Below are 17,171 nucleotides of genomic sequence, written 5' to 3'. Positions count from 1 at the left end.
GCGATGACAGTCACAGTCCTGATGAACTCATCATTTCCCGTCGCGAACATATTGACGAAAGAACCGTCACAGTTGATGATTTCATCATAACGGCGATGTCGCTGGGAGGACACCATGTCGGAAACCCGCCTCAACGGGGCTGACGCGAAGACAGCCCATCAAGACCTCCACAGTGAGCAGGGCGCCCAGCGCGGTGAGCATCCGGGACGCTCCCGGAATCCCGTGATCAAGGTGGCGGACCTGGCCTGGCTGGAATTCGAGAAGCCGGACCTGGACCGGGCGGAAGTCTTCGCCCGCGACTTCGGCTTCCACACCGCCGCACGCACCGAGCACGAACTGTGGCTGCGGGGCACCTTCGCCGGATCGCCCTGCATGGTGATCCGGCGCGGCCGCACGTCCCGCTTCATCGGCCCCGCCTTCCGCGCGGCCGAACGGGACGACCTGGACCGCCTCGCGCGCCATACGGGTGGCGACGTGCGCGGTGCGGACGTGCCCGGCGGCGGCACGGTGGTCGACCTGCTCGACCCCTCCGGCTTTCCGGTACGGGTCGTACACGGCGCGGAACCGCTCGCCGAACTGCCGGGTCAGCAGCCGCAGCTCCTCAATGTCGGCACCGATCACCGTCGTACGGACGCCACCCAGCGCCCACCGCGGGAGCCGTCCCGGATCCAGCGCCTGGGACATGTGGTGCTGGAGACACGGGTGTTCACGCGGGCCCTGGACTGGTACCTCGACACCCTCGGCATGATCGTGTCGGACTTCCTGTTCCTGGACGGGCAGCGCGGGCGCGGCCCGACGATGGCGTTCATCCGCTGCGACCAGGGCGGTCTGGCCGTCGACCACCACACCCTGGCCATGCACCTCGGCCCCGCCAACGGCTACGTCCACTCCGCCTACCAGGTCACCGACCTGGACTCGATCGCGGCAGGCGGCGAATACCTGCGCGAGCGCGGCTACAAGCGGAGCTGGGGCATCGGCCGGCACATCCAGGGCAGCCAGCTGTTCGACTACTGGCGCGACCCCGACCGCTTCATGCTGGAGCACTTCGCCGACGGCGACCTGTTCTCCTGCGACCTCGAACCCGGCTGGGCGCCGATGTCGACCAGCGGACTGGCCCAGTGGGGGCCGCCCGCCACCCGCGACTTCCTCGGCGCGAGCCCCTCCTCGCAACGGATCCGCGACGTGATCCAGGCCCTGCGCGGCGACAACGAGATGGACCCCGCCCGTCTGCTCGGCCTGTTGAAGGCCACCAACTCCTGACCCCGCCCCCTCACAAAGGCACCGACATGAGCACCAACATCCTGCGCACCGCCGACGGCTGGTGGGTGGTGCGTGACGAGCACGCCGTCCTCATCGACACCAAGGCAGTCACCACCGCCGACCTGATCGCCGACCGCCAGGCCGTCCGTGCGGCCGCCGAGAGCACCGCGACGGGCACGCCCGTCGCGGACCTGGCCGCCCTCTCCCCGGTCACCACCCCCTGCCGGGTAGTCGCCCAGATGGTCAACTACCGCAGCCACGCACGCGACTCCGGCTTCACCGGCGACATCCCGCCCACCTTCTTCCGTAAGGCCTCCGGCTCGGTGAGCGGCCCGGCCGATGCCATCGTCCGCCCCCAGCATGTGCGGTTCCTCGACTACGAGGTGGAACTCGGCCTGGTCATAGCCGCGCCGCTGACCGTCGGCACCGTCGTCCAGGAGCGCGACCTGCCCTCGTACGTCGCCGGCCTCGTCATCACGAACGACGTCAGCGCGCGGGACGTGCAGTTGACCAAGACGCAGTTCTACGAGAGCAAGTCGTACCCGACCTTCACCCCCACCGGCCCCCACCTGGCCCTGCTGGACGCGGAAGACTTCGCCCACCTCCTCGACCTGCGACTGAGGTTGAGTGTCAACGGCGACCTCCGCCAGGACCGCACCCTCGCCGACATGATCGTGCGGCCGGCCGAGGCGCTGACACTGCTCGCCCGGTTCCAGACCCTCGACGCCGGAGACCTCCTGCTGACCGGCACCCCCGGCGGCACCGCGCTCAAAGCCCCGCCGAAGGCCATCGAGAAGATCGGCGCCCTCCTGCCGCCCGCAGTGAAATGGAAGGCGTTCTTCAAGAGCCAGGCCCGCAATCCTCACTACCTGCACCCCGGCGACGTCGTGACCGCGACCATCGCCACCCCGGACAGGCGCATCGACCTCGGCGAGCAGCGCACGTGCGTGTCCGACGTGAAGTGACCGACGTGACCGACGTGAACTGAACCGAAACGAGCCGCACATGACCGTCGAGCACATCCCGGCCGACATACCCGTGGTGATCATCGGCGCCGGACCGGTGGGCGTGACCGCCGCCCTCCTCCTGGCCCGGCGCGGAGTCCGTACCGTCGTCCTGGAACGCCACCACGCCCCCTACCCGCTGCCACGCGCTGTCGCAGTCGACGACGAGGTCCACCGGATCCTCCAGGCCGCCGGTGTCGGTGAGGAGTTCACCGCGATCAGCCGCCCGGCCCGCGGACTGCGACTGCTGGACGCCCGGCACCGGGTGATGGCCGAGTTCCCGCGCGCGGCGCTCGGCCACCACGGCTACCCGCAGACCAGCATGTTCGACCAGCCCGAGCTGGAGCGGCTGCTGCGCGACGCCCTCACCCTGCGCCCGGAGTGCGAACTGCGCAGCGGCGCGGAAGTGACCGGCATCCGCCAGGACGGCGCGGGCCCCGTCCGCGTGACCTACCGCGACGAGCACGGCGAGCACCAGCTACGGGCGGAGGCCGTCCTGGGCTGCGACGGTGCGAACAGCATCACCCGTACGGCCATCGGCGCCGCCTGGGAAGACCTGCGCTTCGAAGAGCGCTGGACCGTCCTCGACATCCGCACCGATGCCGACATCCGCTGCTGGGAGGGGGTCGAGCAGATCTGCGACCCCCACCGGCCGGCCACCTTCATGCGTGTCGGCGAGGACCGCTACCGCTGGGAGTTCCGCCTGCAAGACGGCCACGAGACGGTCCGTGAGCTCCTCGCCCCATGGCTGCCGCCCTCGCACGCAGGAGACTTCGAGGTCGTCCGTGAAAGCCAGTACACCTTCCGGGCGCTCGTCGCCGACCGGTGGCACAGCGGACGCGTCTTCCTCCTCGGCGACGCCGCCCACCTGACACCGCCCTTCGTCGGACAGGGGCTGTGCTCGGGCCTGCGCGACGCCTACAACCTCACCTGGAAACTCGCCCGCGTCCTCGAACAAGGCGCCGACGAACGGCTGCTGGACACCTACGAGAGCGAACGCAGGCCGCACGCCCGGCACATGATCCGCCTCGCGGTCGCCATGGGCTGGGCCATGACAGGCGGCCAGGACGGCGCCGCGGCACTCCGCCGCAGACTCCTGGCCGCGGCCTGCCGCATACCCGGCCTGAGTGCGGCGGCGGCCCGGGACCTCAGCCCGGCCCTGACCGCCGGTCCGCTCGTGCGACGCCGGAGGCGGCCCGGCCGGCGCGGCCTCGCGGGCACCCACTGCCCGCAGCCGTGGACCGACATCACCACAGGCGGAACCCGCCTCGACGACCTGCTCGGCGACACCTTCACCATCCTAACCGCCGACGCCCCCACCCCCTCGCTGAGCGCCCTCGCCCACAGCCTCGGCACCCGCCCGATCCGCGTGTCCGAACTGGGCGACGACGGCACCCTCGCCGCCTGGCTGCGCGCCGGCCGGGCGGACGCTGTCCTCCTACGCCCCGACCGCGTCGTCCTGGACGTCATCCCCACAGGCAGAGGCGCCTTCACCGACACCGCCGCCTGGGCATTCCTCCTGCACACCACGCGCAGCCCCCGCCCCTGCCCACAAACCGCCCGGAAGAACCCGCTGAGGAGCGCCACCCGATGACCACCAGTCCCGACCCGGCGCCCTTCACGACACCCGACCCGAAGGACGTCGCCGACAGCCGCATCGCCGACTTCGCCCGCCACGCAGGACTGGACGGCACCGACTACGCCGCCCTTCACCACTGGTCGGTCACCGACCTCGAAGGCTTCTGGCGTTCCGTGTGGGAGTACTTCGACATCGACGCCGACACCCCTTACGAGCAGGTGCTCGCCGAAGAGACCATGCCCGGCGCCCGTTGGTTCACCGGAGCCACCCTCAACTACACCCACCACGCCCTGCGTCATCTCCCGGACGACCAGAGCGCCGTCATCGCCCTGGACGAGACCGGCGCCGCCTACGAGCTGACCGGCAGCCAGTTGCGCGCGCGTGTCGCTTCCGTCGCCGCCACCCTGCGCGACCTCGGCGTCCGCCCCGGCGACCGCGTCGTCGGCTACCTGCCCAACACCCCGCACGCCATCGTCGCGTTCCTGGCCGCCGCGAGCCTGGGCGCCGTCTGGTCGGTGTGCGGGCAGGACTACGCCCCCACCGCGGCCGCCGACCGGTTCGCCCAGCTGGAGCCGACCGTCCTGGTCGCCGCCGACGGCTACCTCTTCAACGGCACCACACACGACCGGCGCGATGCCGCCCTCGAACTGGCCGGCGCCCTGCCCACGCTCAAGGCCACCCTGCTCGTGGACCACGTCGGCCTGCCCTGGCCGTCCCGCACCTGTCCCTCGCTCGTCGTCCCGTGGGAGGACGCCTCCACCCGCTCGGAAGAACTCACCTGCACACCCGTACCGTTCGACCACCCCCTGTGGGTCGTCTTCTCCTCCGGCACCACGGGCCTGCCCAAGGGCATCGTGCACGGCCACGGCGGCGTCCTGCTGGAGCACCTCAAGACCCTCGGCCTGCACTCCGACCTCGGCCCCGGCGACCGTCTCCTGTGGTACACCACCACCCACTGGATGATGTGGAACCTGATCGCCTCCACCCTCCTGACCGGCGCCACGACCTGTACCTACGACGGCAGCCCGGCACCGTTCGCACAACCCGCCATCCTGTGGAAACTGGCCTCCCGCCACCGGGTCACCGTCTTCGGCACCAGCCCCCAATACCTGCTGGGCATGGCCAAGTTCGGCATCGATCCTGCCGTCCACGACCTGTCGTCCGTCCGCGTGGTCGGCTGCACCGGCTCCGCCCTGCCCGCTTCCGCCTACCCCTGGGTCCGCGACCACGTCGGCGAGGGCGTCCTGCTCGCCTCCACCAGCGGCGGCACCGACGTCGTCTCCGGCTTCGCCGGCAGCGCACCCAACACCCCCATCCGGGCCGGAGAACTCTCGGCACCCAACCTCGGCGTGGCGCTGGCCGCCTACGACCCCGCGGGGCTCCCCGTCACCGACCAGGTCGGCGAACTCGTCGTCACCCGCCCCATGCCGTCCATGCCGCTGTACTTCTGGAACGACCCCGACGGCACCCGCTACCGCGACGCCTACTTCACCGCCTACCCCGGCATCTGGCGTCACGGCGACTGGATCACCCTCACCGGGCACGGCTCGGTCATCGTCCACGGCCGATCCGACTCCACCCTCAACCGCAACGGCGTCCGCCTGGGCAGCGCCGACATCCACGACATCGTCGAACGCCTCCCCGAGATCACCGAAGCCCTCGTCATCGGCGCGGAAGAGCCCGACGGCGGCTACTGGATGCCGCTGTTCGTGACCCTGACGACCGGAGCCGTCCTGGACGACGACCTGCGCAACCGGATCAAGGACGCGATCCGCAGCGGCGTCTCACCCCGCCATGTCCCCGACGAGATCCTCGAAGTGCCGGGCATCCCGCACACCCGCACCGGCAAGAAACTGGAAGTCCCCGTCAAACGCCTCCTCCAGGGCGCCCCGGTCGAAGACGTCGTCAACCCGGCCACGGTGGACGCGCCCGACCTCATCGACTACTACGCCCGCCTGGGCACCGAACGCCGAACCCGAGTGGCATGACGGCCGCACAGATCACCCTCGCTGTGCCGTGCAGGACCACCTGGTTACTGAAACCCTCTTGACCATTGCCCGTCGTGTTGCGGGCCATCGGCATCTCGTAGTCGCGGCACAAGGCGCAGCTGTCACGTGTTTGTCCGACCCGGTGTTTCACGCCTGCTTCCCGGTCCGGGTCTGGAGGTCCGGGGTGATGACAGGTCCAGGGCCGGCGCAGCGAGAAATCCCCTTGCGCAATGGTCAAGAATCGTTGACCATTGCTGGCATGCCTACCGAGGATCTTCCCGAGACGTTTCACGTCACCACCGACGACCAGTTGCGCGCCGTCTCCAATCTCACGCGCCACCGGATCATGGCCGTGCTCCGCTTCGAGCCGGCGACGATCACACAGATCGCCGAGCGACTGGGCCTTGCGAAGGGGAGTTCCAGCTATCACGTGCGGCTGCTGGAGCGGGCCGGCCTGGTGAAGGTGGTGCGGACGCGAAAGGTGCGGGGGGTCACCGAGCGGTACTACGCGATGGCCGCACGATCGATCGAGCTGCCGGACCCCGGGGTGGGGCAGCCCGATGTGCTGATGCGGCATGCGGTGGCGGACTTGGAGGCGTCGCCGGTGGAGGGCGAGCGCCATGTGGGAATGGCTCATCTACGGCTCACCGAGGAGCAGTTCACGCAGCTGGGGGCGCGGCTGGAGACACTGGTGGAGGAGTACCGGGAGCTGTCCGATCCGTCTCTGCCGGACGCGTCGCTCGTCTTCGCACTGTTCCACCCGGCATCGCGCCAGCAGACCGAGGAGGGCACCAAGTGACCTCGGACATCCGGAAGTTGCCGACCGGGTTCGGACGGCTGTGGACCGCGCAGACGATCTCCTCGCTCGGTGACGGGGTGACCCATGCCGCGCTGCCGCTGCTCGCGTTGACGTTGACGCGGGATCCGATGGCGCTCGCCGTCGTCACGGCCGCGGGGACGCTGCCGTGGCTGCTCTTCGGGGTGCTCGGGGGTGCGCTGGTGGACCGCTGGGACCGTCGGCGCACGATGTGCATCGCGGACACGGCTCGTGCGGTGCTGCTCGGGATACCCGCGGCGGCGGCCGTGCTCGACGTGCTGAGCATTCCGCTGCTCGCGGCCGTCGCCTTCCTGCTCGGCCTCGGCGGACTCTTCTTCGACACGGCCGCCACGGCCTATCTGCCGGATCTGCTCCGCCGCGACCCCGCACTCCTGGAGCGCGCCAACTCCCGCTTGCGCGGCGCCCAGACCGCCATGTCCGGCTTCGCGGGGCCGCCCGCGGGCAGTGCGCTGCTCGCGCTCGGGCGGGCGGTTCCGCTGCTCGCCGACGCGGTGTCGTTCATGGTCTCCGCACTGCTCGTACGTACGCTGCCCGCGATGCCCCAACCCGAGCCGGAGGTCCGCGAGTCGCTGCTTCGACAGGCGCGTGCCGGGGCCTCGTACGTCTTCCGGGACCGGTTGCTGCTCGGGCTCGCGCTCCGCCCGGCGGTCGGGAACATCGCCTTCCTCGCCGTGGAGACCGTCCTCGCGCTCTTCGCGCACGACCGCCTCGGCATCGACACCTACGGCTTCGGCCTGCTCCTCACGGCAGAGGCCACCGGCGGAGTGCTCGGCGCGGGCATCGCCTCCTACCTCGGCCGACGACTCGGCACCGGCACCGCACTGACCTGCACGGCCGCCGTCGAAGGGCTTGCCATCCTCGGCCTGGCCGCTGCCCCGAATCCGTACGTGGCCGGGCTGGCGCTCGCGGTCTGCGGGGCCGGCATGGGCGCCACGATGGTGCTCGGGCCCTCCCTCCGGCAGGCGATCGTTGCGCCCCACCTGATGGGCAGGGTCGCCTCCACCTCCCGCATGCTGGCCATGTGCGCCGCCCCCGCCGGAGCCTTCCTCGGCGGCTGGCTGGCCACCACCTACGACATCCGCACCCCGCTCTACGCCGCCGCCGCCATCCTCCTGGCGATGACGGGCGTCACGGCATCCATGACCAGCAACCGCCGGGTCGAAGCGGCGCTGCGTGCCGTCGCCCCGGCCGGCGGTCCAGATCACCCGGCATCGAAGGATCCGGCCCAGGAGAGCGCATCCGACTTGTTGTGACGCCTGCCGCGAGAGGGTCACACAAGTCGGGTGCCAGGCCCTCGCGGGAGCGACGAGTGGCCGGGTCGGTCGGGTGGGCCGGCCGTCAGTCCTCTTCCTCGCTGCTGAGGGCATGGGCCGGCGCGAGTTCCGGGTTCCGGATGCCTTGCGGCTGCCGGCGTTCCTACGGCGGGCGCCCTCGCGCCGACCGGCCCAGCGGCTCGGCCTGACGGTCGTGGCCGGCGGCCCGGAGACGCCGGGCAGCTTGCTGGCACCAGCGACGGTGAACCGGATCCAGCCGCCGGGTGACGGTCCGCAAGCGCGACGACCACCCGCGCACGGTGACGTAGTGGTTCGACGTGGTGGTCATGCCTGCTCCTCCTGACTCCGAACAGCAGCGTTGTGCGCCGTTCACGACTCGACACTCAGCCCCGGGAAGCGTCGGCGGGAGCTACGGGACTTCGTGGGACAGCGCGTACCACCCAGCGGGGCGGGGTGTGCGCGAGGATGGCGCGCATGGATCAACTCGGCGCCGCGCTGCGGGCGTGGCGGGACCGACTGGACCCCGCGACGGTGGGCTTCGCGCACGGCTCACCCCGTAGGGTCCCCGGTCTGCGACGCGCCGAGCTGGCGACGCTGGCCGGCATCTCGGTCGAGTACGTGGTCCGACTGGAGCAGGGACGGGTGGCGACGCCCTCGGCGCAGGTCTGCTCGGCCCTGGCTCGCGCCCTGCACCTGTCCGTCGACGAGCATGCGCACCTTTTGCGCATGGCCGGTCACGCAGCGGATCCGAGCCGGGTTCCGCGCATGGTCCCAGGGACCCTGTACCGGATCGTGGACCAGCTCGCCGGCAACCCGTTGGCGATCTACGACGCCACCTGGCAGTTGCTGCACTGGAATCCGCTGTTCGCGGCCACGTTCGGCGATCCCACGGTCCGCGGTGGGGGAGAGCGCAACGTCCTGGCCCGACAGTTCCTGGGTGAGCTGCCCCGGGTCCGGCAGACGGCGGCCGAGCGGGCGGCGTTCGAGGAGTCCCTCGTCGCCGACCTGCGCGCGACGACGAGCCGGTACCCCGACGATCCCGACCTCGCGGCGTTGGTATCGAGGCTGAACCTCAGCCCACGGTTCCGCGAGTTGTGGAGCCGCCGAGCGGTGGGCGGTCACCAGAGTGCGCACAAACTCGTCCAGCACCCGGATGTCGGAGACATCGCGCTGAACTCCGACATCCTCAACACCCAGGACACGAACCTGCGTCTCGTGGTGTACACGCCGCAGCCAGGCACCGACGCCCGCAGCAAACTCGAACTCCTTGCGGCCATCGGGGTCCAGAGGATGTCTCCTCAGAAATGAAGGCCCGCGTTGCGCCTCGTCCGGTGGACCAGGCGGCTGGGTGGTACGCGCGGTACCAGGAAGTTCCGTAGCTCCCGCCGGCCCTCCCGGGGACCCAGCATGAAGTGCGTGAACAGCGCACGACCGTGCTGTTCGGACCAGGAGGAGCCAGCATGACCACCACCTTCATCACCGGGGCCAACAAGTCCCTCGGTTTTGAAACCGCTCGTCGCCTCGTCGAGGCGGGGCACACTGTCCTCCTCGGTGCCCGCCACCGTGAGCGCGGTCGGGCCGCGGCCGAGTCGCTCGGCGCCCGGTTCGTTCAGATCGACGTGACCGACGACGCCTCGGTCCAGGCCGCGGCCGCGGATGTCGCCGCGCATGAGGGAACGATCGACGTCCTGGTCAACAACGCCGGCCTCCTCGGCAAGGTCGGCCCCGTCGAGGAGTACACCGCGGCCGATGTGAGCGCCGTGCTCGACGTGAACGTCGTCGGGATCGTGCGCGTCACGCACGCCTTCCTCCCGCTGCTGCGTAAGTCGCCCAATCCCGTCATCGTCAACGTGTCCAGCGGGATGGGCTCCTTCGGCATGACCCAGGACCCGGCGCGGATCGAGTCGCGGTATGCCCTGCCCCTCTACTGCGCCTCGAAGGCCGCGGTCACGATGCTCACGACGCAGTACGCGAAGGAACTGAAGGACGTGAAGGTCAACGCCGCAGACCCCGGGCAGACCGCGACCGACTTCACCGGCGGCCTCGGACACAGCGTCGCCGACGGCGCAGAGTCCATCGTGACCCTCGCGACGATCGGCCCGGATGGGCCGACGGGACAGTTCATCGACCGATCCGGGAACCTCCCGTGGTGAACCTGCCCTGAGCTCAGGGTCGGCCGACCCGCCGCCCTGCGCGTACCTCGTGCTCGTCATCTCTCTGCTCAGTGATCACGAAGGACGGCCGTGCTCGCGCTGGTCCATGGTTCCGGCTACGAGCGGATCTCCCCGCACGGATGCTCGGACCGCACCATCCGCCGACGCCTCAAAGAGCGCTCCCGGCAAGGGACTTCCACAAGCGCTGCACGCTCTCGCCCTGGATGCCTACCACCGGATCATCGGCCTCGACCTTGGCGAGATCTCGGTGGACGGCTGCATCACCAAGGCCCCGTCCGGCGGGGAGAAGGCCGGGGGCCAGCGTTCCGGGCGACTTCGCGTACCTGATCCTTCGGCAGGCCTGGCGGATAGGCTCGACACCGTGCGAGAGACCACCAAAGCCCTGGTTCCGGGCACCGAGGACTCGTCCATGCACCAACCGGACCCGCGGCATGCCGCGCGGCTCGCCACCTATGGGACCGTGGCAACGCGCCTGTCCCTGCTGAGCGACCGTCAGCTCGGCGAGGTCGTGGCCGCCGCCGACCCGCTCGGGTCCGGCATCGGCGGCAGGTCGGCCGAGCTGGACATCGACGGCACGCGGGTGTTCGTCAAGCGGGTCCCCCTCACGGACACCGAGTTGCGGCCGGAGAACGCGCGGTCGACGGCGAACCTCTTCGGACTGCCGATGTTCTACCAGTATGGGGTGGGCTCGGCCGGGTTCGGGGCCTGGCGGGAGCTGGCCGTGCATGTCATGACCACCAACTGGGTCCTCGGGAACGAGTACGAGGGCTTTCCGCTGATGTACCACTGGCGCATCCTGCCCGACTCCCCTCCCGAGGGTTTCACCGACGCGTTCGGGGGCGTCGACGGGGCGGTCGTGCACTGGGAGGGATCATCGGCCGTGCGTGAGCGTCTGGAGGCCATCGGCTGTTCCTCGTTCAGTCTGGTGCTCTTCCTGGAGCACGTTCCGCAGACACTCGCCGACTGGCTGCACGACCACCGGACCGCCGCGCCGGAGGTCAGCGAGGGTTCGCCGTACCCATGGGTGGAGGAGGCCCTGGCGCGCGGGAGTGGCTTCATGAGCTCGCGCGGACTCGTCCACTTCGATGCCCACTTCGCCAATGTCCTGACCGACGGTCAGCTGCTCTACTTCGCGGACTTCGGGCTCGCTCTGAGCTCCGGTTTCGAACTGTCAGCGGCCGAGACGGAGTTCCTCTCCGACCACCTCGTGTATGACCGCTGCCACACCGTGAGCCATCTGCTCCGCCACCACCTGCCCGATGGTCTGCGCGGCGGTATGGAACACGAGGCGTTCCTGCGCGAGTGGATCGCCGGTTACCGGCCCGGTGACGTCCCGCGCGAGATCGCCGCGATCATCGACCGGCATTCCCGAGCTGCCGTGGTCTTGGGCGAATTCCAGCGCCGCTTTCTCACCGAGAACAAGCGGACGCCATTTCCGGCCGCCGAGATCGAGCGGGCCTGGGGCACTGCGGTCGCGGCGCCTCACTGAGGCCGGCCTTCGGCAGAAGACCGCCGTCAGGACGTCTCGCCCGGTGATGTGATCACCACGCACGAGACCCAACCAGCCGTCGGCATTGCCGAGATCATCGAGGTCCTGCCGCCTCGCGTCTGAGGAGGCGTCCGCATTCCGTTCGGAGTTTTGATCGGTCGAACGATGAGTTCTTGCGGGCTGCCGGGTCAGTACGGACATGACTGCAACGAACACGCCGCCTGTCGTCTCCCGTCTGGAGTGGCTGGCCGCAATCGATACCCTGCGCGCCCGGGAGAAGGCGCACACCCGGGAGGGCGACGCGATCGCCGCCGCCCGGCGCCGCCTGCCCATGACCGAGGTGGACCCCTCGACCCCGCTCGTCGGAGACAAGGGACCCGTCCCCTTGATCGACGTCTTCGAGGGCCGTACCCAGCTGTTCGTGTCGTATCACATGTGGCATGACGGCCACACGGCCGCCGAGCAGTGTGAGGGCTGCACCTTCTTCACCGGCCAGGTCCGTGAACTGTCCTATCTGCACCAGCGTGACGTCACTTTCGCTGTCTTCTGCCAGGGTCCCTACGACGAGTCGGACCGCTACCGTCGCTTCATGGGCTGGGAGCTGCCCTGGTACTCCGTACCCGCCGAGTCCCACGAACGGCTCGTCGCCGAACGCCACTTCGGGATGAAGGCGTGCTACCTCCGCGACGGGGACCGCGTCTACGAGACGTACTGGACCACCGGCCGCGGCGTCGAACCCATGGCGGCGTCGTACGGCATCCTGGACATGACCGTCTACGGGCGGCAGGAGACCTGGGAGGACTGCCCGCCGGGCTGGCCGCAGCCGTACGAGACCCGCGGTCAGCAGTTCCGCAAGGACGGGCGGCCGACCGCGCAATGGGCACGGATCGCCGCAGGGCACGACGACGCCCTCCACGACGGACAGGCCGGCACGGGCAGCTCGGGCTGCTGCTCGTGAAGCCGGGCCCGAAGGCCACAGCCCAGCCGGATCCGAGACAGTAGTCCGAACATGCACCCCACCGCGCCGAAAACCTCACGCCGGCCGCTGCACGCAGCCGCTCAGAAGGCATCCGCTTGCCGTTCGGCGGTCTTGACCAGTCGAACGAGGTTCCTGATGGGGTGATGCCGGCGGTGCCGGGGCATGACGGCAGGGCCTCTTGGTGGTTCGGGGGTGCGAACCGATCCGAGTACCGGGAGGCCCTGGTGTCGCAGTCTGTCGTGTCGACGACGGCTACGCCGTTGACGGCCTCGCCTGGCAACGGGCAGCGCTGCAGGCCGGACAGCGGCAGAGATGGGGGAGCGGGTACGGCGCAAGATCAAGCGGCTCGGCAACGAGGACACGCGCCGCCGGAACCCGGCAGCCGCTCCTGCCCGCTCAGCCTCCGCTGCCAAGAGGGTGCCGATGCCGTATCGTTCCTCAACGCCCGAGCCGGTGCCGACCTCAACCCCCTCCAGGCTGGGCCTTGTCCAGGTTCAAGCAGTTCCGTTCAGCGAGGGCTGTTGAGCCGGCGTGACGACCACTGATCGCCGGGCAGATGCTCCCGCTCGTCCTGCTCTCCAAGAGTAGAAGGCTCACCACGTGATCCATGAGAAAACGCCCGCGTTTGTCGACGAGCCGCGGGAGGGGGCGAATCGCCGGCCGGTCTCCTGGGAGCGGCGGCTGCGGCACTTCGGGCACGTCGAGCGCCCGCCTACGTCGGTGCGCGACCGCCTGGTCGTGCCGTTTCCCGAACCCGGGTCACGGCTTTGGCTCACGCTCGGGCTGTCCCCGGTGGCGGCGTGCCGGTTGGCGCGCTGGTCGCAATGGGGCTGGCCGCTGCTGGTGGCGCTCCTTGCCGGGCTGCCGCGCTTTTGGCGTCTGGGCAGCCCGAGGGCGGTCGTGTTCGACGAGACGTACTACGCCAAGGACGCATGGTCCTTGCTGCGGTTCGGCTACGAGGGCACCTGGCCCAGCAGCAAGATCTCCGACCCGCAGATCCTGGCCGATCCCCAGGTGATCCCGCTCTCCGACACCGGGTCCTTCGTCGCCCACCCGCCGACGGGCAAATGGGTCATCGCCCTCGGCGAGTGGATGTTCGGCCTCACCCCCTTCGGCTGGCGCTTCATGACCGCGCTCCTCGGCACGCTGTCGGTGCTGATGCTGTGCCGAATAGGACGCCGCCTGTTCCGTTCGACACCGCTGGGCTGTCTGGCCGGAGCACTGATGGCGGTGGACGGTCTGCAGTACGTGATGAGCCGCACCGCTCTGCTCGACCTCGTCGTCATGTTCTTCGTACTGGCGGCGTTCGGCTGCCTGCTCATCGACCGCGACAGCGCGCGAGCCCGGCTCGCGGCAGCTCTGCCGGTCGACGAGGACGGCCGGGTGCGCCCGGACGGACACACCGGCGACCATGCCGGGACGGGAGCGCGTCCCTGGCGGCTCGCTGCCGGCCTGTGCCTGGGACTGGCGGCCTCGACCAAATGGAACGGCCTGTACTTCCTCGCCTTCTTCGTGATCCTCACCCTGCTGTGGGACGTCGGCGCTCGCCGCGTAGCGGGGGCGCGCCACCCCTACCGCGCGGTGCTGCGCAAGGACCTCGGCTGGTCGGTGCTGTCCCTCGTACCGACCGCTGTCCTGACGTACCTGGCGGCATGGACCGGCTGGTTCCTGTCCGACAACGGCTACGGACGCCACTGGGCGGACGCCCGCGGCGGCACATGGTCGTGGATTCCGGCCCCGTTGCGCAGCCTGTGGCACTACGAGCACGGCGTCTACCAGTTCAACGTGGGGCTGAGTACTCCCCACAAGTACCAGTCGAACCCTTGGAGTTGGCTGGTCCTCGGCCGCCCTGTGCTGTTCCACTACCAGTCACCGGCACCCGGGAAGGACGGCTGCCACGCGACGGCCGGCTGCACACAGGCGGTCCTCGCCCTGGGAACACCGGTCCTGTGGTGGTCGGCGTGCTGCGCACTCGTGTACCTGCTCTACCGGTGGGCGCTGCGCCGCGACTGGCGCTCGGGTGCCATCCTCTGTGCGGTAGGTGCCGGCTATCTGCCCTGGTTCCTGTACCAGGACCGCACGATCTTCTCCTTCTACGCGGTCGTCTTCGTGCCGTACCTGTGCTTGGCCGTGACGATGATGCTGGGGGCCCTGCTGGGTCCGGCGGGAGCGACTGAGAGGCGCCGCATACGAGGTGCGGTGGCCGCGGGCGTACTTGTTCTGCTCATCGCCTGGAACTTCATCTATTTCTTCCCGATCTACACCGGACAGACGATCCCGTATGCCGACTGGCGCGCCAGAATGTGGCTCGACACCTGGATCTGAGCCCGGCCCCCAGTACGCGACCTGCGCGTGCCCTCGACCGGATGGGGACCGGTCGGTGTCACCCACGGGGCTGCGAACGACGTGAACCCTCAAGCAATTCCGCACTGTCGGGGACCAGTTGGGCCTGCGGCAGTCCGTTCGCGTCCGACAGGACGTGCAACTCGGACAGGCCTCGGGAGAGGCTTGTGCGAAACCTCGCACGGAACTCGGGTCGACAGATCGTGCCCTGATCTCCCGGTCAAACGGTTCATGCGACAGGCGGACGCCGCTTGAGCAGCCGGTTCATGTGGCTGATCGCCTCCCGTTGGGTGTCGTGCACGACATACGTACAGACGTCCGTCGTGATGCTGAACCTCAGGTGCGGTTCCCCGCTGTCGGCAGCGCAATGCCGTCGTAGCCCGCCTGCCGGTCCCGCACCTCGTCCGACACGGATGTGGCGGCGCGGACGAGCGCCGCCGTGGCCGTCGAACGGGACTGCTGCGGCCAGGCGATGACGAGGACCGCGGGTGGAGCGTCCGGGACCGGGCGGTAGACGACGCCCGGACGCGGATAGCGAGCGGCGACGCCCGCTGACCGAGCTGTCGGCGAGCCGTCGTACGTACCGGCTGTGCACCCGAGACGACAGCGTCCCGCACGCTGGACATACGGCCCGCTCCGCAACCGCCCGGGCCCGCACTACCACCAACTCGCCGTCAGGCACAACGTTTTCGATCACGACACCTTGGACCTGGTGGAACCACAAGTTCTGGAGGAGGACATCAGCCACGGCCGTTCATGATCGCGGTTTCGGTGACCCTCCGTGGCCCCAGCACTGAAAGTGATCCAGAACCAGGATTCGAGCGACGCCGAGAGCCTGGGCCACGTCGAACACGCCGGTCATGCCGCGACCGTACCGGAAGCACACGCCGCATCACCCAGAGACGATCAGGCCGCCAGCGAGAGCAGACATACCGAGTCAGTCCGAAGCTCCTCGCCAAGATCTGTACGCCCTGGGCGAGGACGAGTGATCGTGCACCAGAACGTCGCGAAGGTGCGGGCGACGCTGGACTGGATCGAGACTGCCGTGGACTCCGGCAAGGTCGACATGGGCGACGAGGTCGAGCGCAGCAGGCGAGTTGTGCCCAAGACCCGCACCAGTTGTTGAAGCATGTGCACGCGTCGGGACCCGCTGATGAAGAGACCGGTGGCGCTGCCCACCCTGCAGAGGAGGCAGCGCCACCGGTGTTTTGCGGGCGTGCTCAGTTGGTAGTGAGCATGCCTTCGCGGAGTTTGGCGAGGGTGCGGTTGAGGAGGCGGGAGACGTGCATCTGGGAGATACCGAGGTGTTCGCCGATCTGGGCCTGGGTGAGTTCGTCGACGAAGCGCATGTGGATGATGCGGCGTTCGCGGTCGTCGAGCTGGGCGATCAGAGGGGTGAGGGCGTGGAAGTCCTCGACGAGTTCGAGGGCGTTGTCGTCCACCCCGATGAAGTCGGCGAGTGCGGCTTCGCCGTCTTCGCTGGAAGTGATTACGGCATCGAGGGAGGTTGACGTGTAGCCGTTGGAGGCCTTGCGGGCCTCGATGACGTCCTTCTCCGACAGGGACATCAGCTGGGAGAGTTCATGGGTGGTGGGCGTGCGCCCGAGCCGGCTGCGTAGTTCTTCGGTGGCTTTGGCGAGCTGGACGCGGGCTTCCTGGAGGCGGCGGGGTACGTGGACGGCCCAGCTCGTGTCGCGGAAGAAGCGCTTGATCTCACCGACGATGTAGGGGACGGCGAAGGAGGTGAACTCGACTTCGCGGGACAGCTCGAACCGGTCGATGGCCTTGATCAGTCCGATCGTGCCGACCTGGACGATGTCCTCCATCTCGTCCTGGCCGCGGCTGCGGAAGCGCCCGGCGGCGTACTGGACAAGGGTGATGTTCATTTCGATGAGGGTGTCGCGCACGTACTGGTACTCGGGCGTGCCCTCTTCCAGGACGGCGAGCTGGTCGAAGAACAGCCGGGACAACTGCCGGGCATCCTTGGGGGCGATCCGGGAAGGGTCCGCGATCTCGGGCAGCACCGCGGTGCGTGCCTCTGCTGTCTTCGTCACTGTCATGTCAGGCCCCTCCTGCGTGATCCAGCCTTCAGCCACCGGCCCCGTGCACGCCGGCGACAGACGATGTACCCGGGTCCGAAAAATGCATGCCGGCAGATTTTAGAACGGACTCAGCGCACCCGAGCGACCGCCTGGCGGGCGGTCTCCGGCACACGAGAAGTGGGGCCACCCGGAACGTCTCCG

At 69.3% G+C, this 17,171-nt stretch carries 12 protein-coding genes and 3 pseudogenes; 13 read left to right on the top strand and 2 right to left on the bottom strand.

Features of this window, described 5'->3' with window-relative positions; genetic code table 11:
* Positions 1-114 precede the first annotated feature (114 nt).
* From ACIQRL_RS24185 to ACIQRL_RS24130, 12 genes and pseudogenes are all read left to right on the top strand, one after another.
* Positions 115-1,260, top strand: coding sequence for a VOC family protein (locus ACIQRL_RS24185; protein ID WP_401334850.1), 1,146 nt, complete (start codon positions 115-117; stop codon positions 1,258-1,260).
* 26 nt (positions 1,261-1,286) lie between these two features.
* Complete coding sequence (locus ACIQRL_RS24180) at positions 1,287-2,225, top strand: fumarylacetoacetate hydrolase family protein (protein ID WP_401334848.1); 939 nt, start codon at positions 1,287-1,289, stop codon at positions 2,223-2,225.
* 40 nt (positions 2,226-2,265) lie between these two features.
* A complete protein-coding gene (locus tag ACIQRL_RS24175) occupies positions 2,266-3,858 on the top strand; it encodes a bifunctional 3-(3-hydroxy-phenyl)propionate/3-hydroxycinnamic acid hydroxylase (RefSeq protein ID WP_401334845.1) in 1,593 nt (530 codons plus the stop codon).
* Positions 3,855-5,831, top strand: a complete 1,977-nt coding sequence (locus tag ACIQRL_RS24170; protein WP_401334843.1) for an acetoacetate--CoA ligase — start codon at positions 3,855-3,857, stop codon at positions 5,829-5,831. Before ACIQRL_RS24175 ends, ACIQRL_RS24170 begins: the two co-directional genes overlap by 4 nt.
* A 259-nt stretch (positions 5,832-6,090) precedes the next feature.
* A complete protein-coding gene (locus ACIQRL_RS24165; protein ID WP_401334840.1) occupies positions 6,091-6,630 on the top strand; it encodes an ArsR/SmtB family transcription factor in 540 nt (179 codons plus the stop codon).
* Entirely contained in the window at positions 6,627-7,922 is a 1,296-nt protein-coding gene (locus ACIQRL_RS24160) for an MFS transporter (RefSeq protein WP_401334837.1), read from the top strand. Before ACIQRL_RS24165 ends, ACIQRL_RS24160 begins: the two co-directional genes overlap by 4 nt.
* A gap of 495 nt (positions 7,923-8,417) precedes the next feature.
* Positions 8,418-9,251 carry a helix-turn-helix domain-containing protein gene (locus ACIQRL_RS24155; RefSeq protein WP_401334835.1) on the top strand — a complete coding sequence of 278 codons (834 nt, stop codon included), beginning with the start codon at positions 8,418-8,420 and terminating at the stop codon, positions 9,249-9,251.
* Between the two features lie 152 nt (positions 9,252-9,403).
* The gene (locus tag ACIQRL_RS24150) at positions 9,404-10,096 is read left to right on the top strand and encodes an SDR family NAD(P)-dependent oxidoreductase (protein WP_401334832.1); all 693 of its coding nucleotides are present in this window, start codon (positions 9,404-9,406) and stop codon (positions 10,094-10,096) included.
* 90 nt (positions 10,097-10,186) lie between these two features.
* Positions 10,187-10,412 (top strand): annotated as a pseudogene (locus ACIQRL_RS24145) (IS5/IS1182 family transposase); the annotation flags it as partial.
* Between the two features lie 114 nt (positions 10,413-10,526).
* Positions 10,527-11,606 (top strand): protein kinase family protein, encoded by a 1,080-nt coding sequence (locus ACIQRL_RS24140; RefSeq protein WP_401335510.1) that lies wholly within the window; start codon positions 10,527-10,529, stop codon positions 11,604-11,606.
* A gap of 199 nt (positions 11,607-11,805) precedes the next feature.
* Positions 11,806-12,564 carry a DUF899 domain-containing protein gene (locus tag ACIQRL_RS24135; RefSeq protein WP_401334831.1) on the top strand — a complete coding sequence of 253 codons (759 nt, stop codon included), beginning with the start codon at positions 11,806-11,808 and terminating at the stop codon, positions 12,562-12,564.
* Positions 12,565-13,266: 702 nt separating this feature from the next.
* A complete protein-coding gene (locus tag ACIQRL_RS24130; protein WP_401335509.1) occupies positions 13,267-14,910 on the top strand; it encodes a dolichyl-phosphate-mannose--protein mannosyltransferase in 1,644 nt (547 codons plus the stop codon).
* A gap of 354 nt (positions 14,911-15,264) precedes the next feature.
* On the opposite strand, the pseudogene ACIQRL_RS24125 reads toward ACIQRL_RS24130, so the two are convergent.
* Positions 15,265-15,480, bottom strand: a pseudogene (locus ACIQRL_RS24125) (hypothetical protein); the annotation flags it as partial.
* Between the two features lie 430 nt (positions 15,481-15,910).
* Between ACIQRL_RS24125 and ACIQRL_RS24120 the strand changes: the two are divergent.
* Positions 15,911-16,054: pseudogene (locus ACIQRL_RS24120) on the top strand (DUF6192 family protein); the annotation flags it as partial.
* Positions 16,055-16,148: 94 nt separating this feature from the next.
* Here ACIQRL_RS24120 and ACIQRL_RS24115 read toward each other — a convergent pair.
* Positions 16,149-16,988, bottom strand: coding sequence for an RNA polymerase sigma factor SigF (locus ACIQRL_RS24115; RefSeq protein WP_401334830.1), 840 nt, complete (start codon positions 16,986-16,988; stop codon positions 16,149-16,151).
* Between the last annotated feature and the right edge of the window lie 183 nt (positions 16,989-17,171).

This window comes from Streptomyces sp. NPDC091209, from assembly GCF_044757755.1.
GTDB lineage: Bacteria > Actinomycetota > Actinomycetes > Streptomycetales > Streptomycetaceae > Streptomyces.
Note: the sequence above shows the minus strand (reverse complement) of the source record. Positions and strands in the feature narration are given on the sequence as shown.

Coding starts and splice junctions, on each gene's coding strand:
- ACIQRL_RS24150 (WP_401334832.1), top strand. CDS start 9,404: ATGACCACCACCTTCATCACCGGGGCCAACAAGTCCCTCGGTTTTGAA.
- ACIQRL_RS24135 (WP_401334831.1), top strand. CDS start 11,806: ATGACTGCAACGAACACGCCGCCTGTCGTCTCCCGTCTGGAGTGGCTG.
- ACIQRL_RS24165 (WP_401334840.1), top strand. CDS start 6,091: ATGCCTACCGAGGATCTTCCCGAGACGTTTCACGTCACCACCGACGAC.
- ACIQRL_RS24175 (WP_401334845.1), top strand. CDS start 2,266: ATGACCGTCGAGCACATCCCGGCCGACATACCCGTGGTGATCATCGGC.
- ACIQRL_RS24140 (WP_401335510.1), top strand. CDS start 10,527: ATGCACCAACCGGACCCGCGGCATGCCGCGCGGCTCGCCACCTATGGG.
- ACIQRL_RS24170 (WP_401334843.1), top strand. CDS start 3,855: ATGACCACCAGTCCCGACCCGGCGCCCTTCACGACACCCGACCCGAAG.
- ACIQRL_RS24155 (WP_401334835.1), top strand. CDS start 8,418: ATGGATCAACTCGGCGCCGCGCTGCGGGCGTGGCGGGACCGACTGGAC.
- ACIQRL_RS24180 (WP_401334848.1), top strand. CDS start 1,287: ATGAGCACCAACATCCTGCGCACCGCCGACGGCTGGTGGGTGGTGCGT.
- ACIQRL_RS24115 (WP_401334830.1), bottom strand. CDS start 16,988: ATGACAGTGACGAAGACAGCAGAGGCACGCACCGCGGTGCTGCCCGAG.
- ACIQRL_RS24185 (WP_401334850.1), top strand. CDS start 115: ATGTCGGAAACCCGCCTCAACGGGGCTGACGCGAAGACAGCCCATCAA.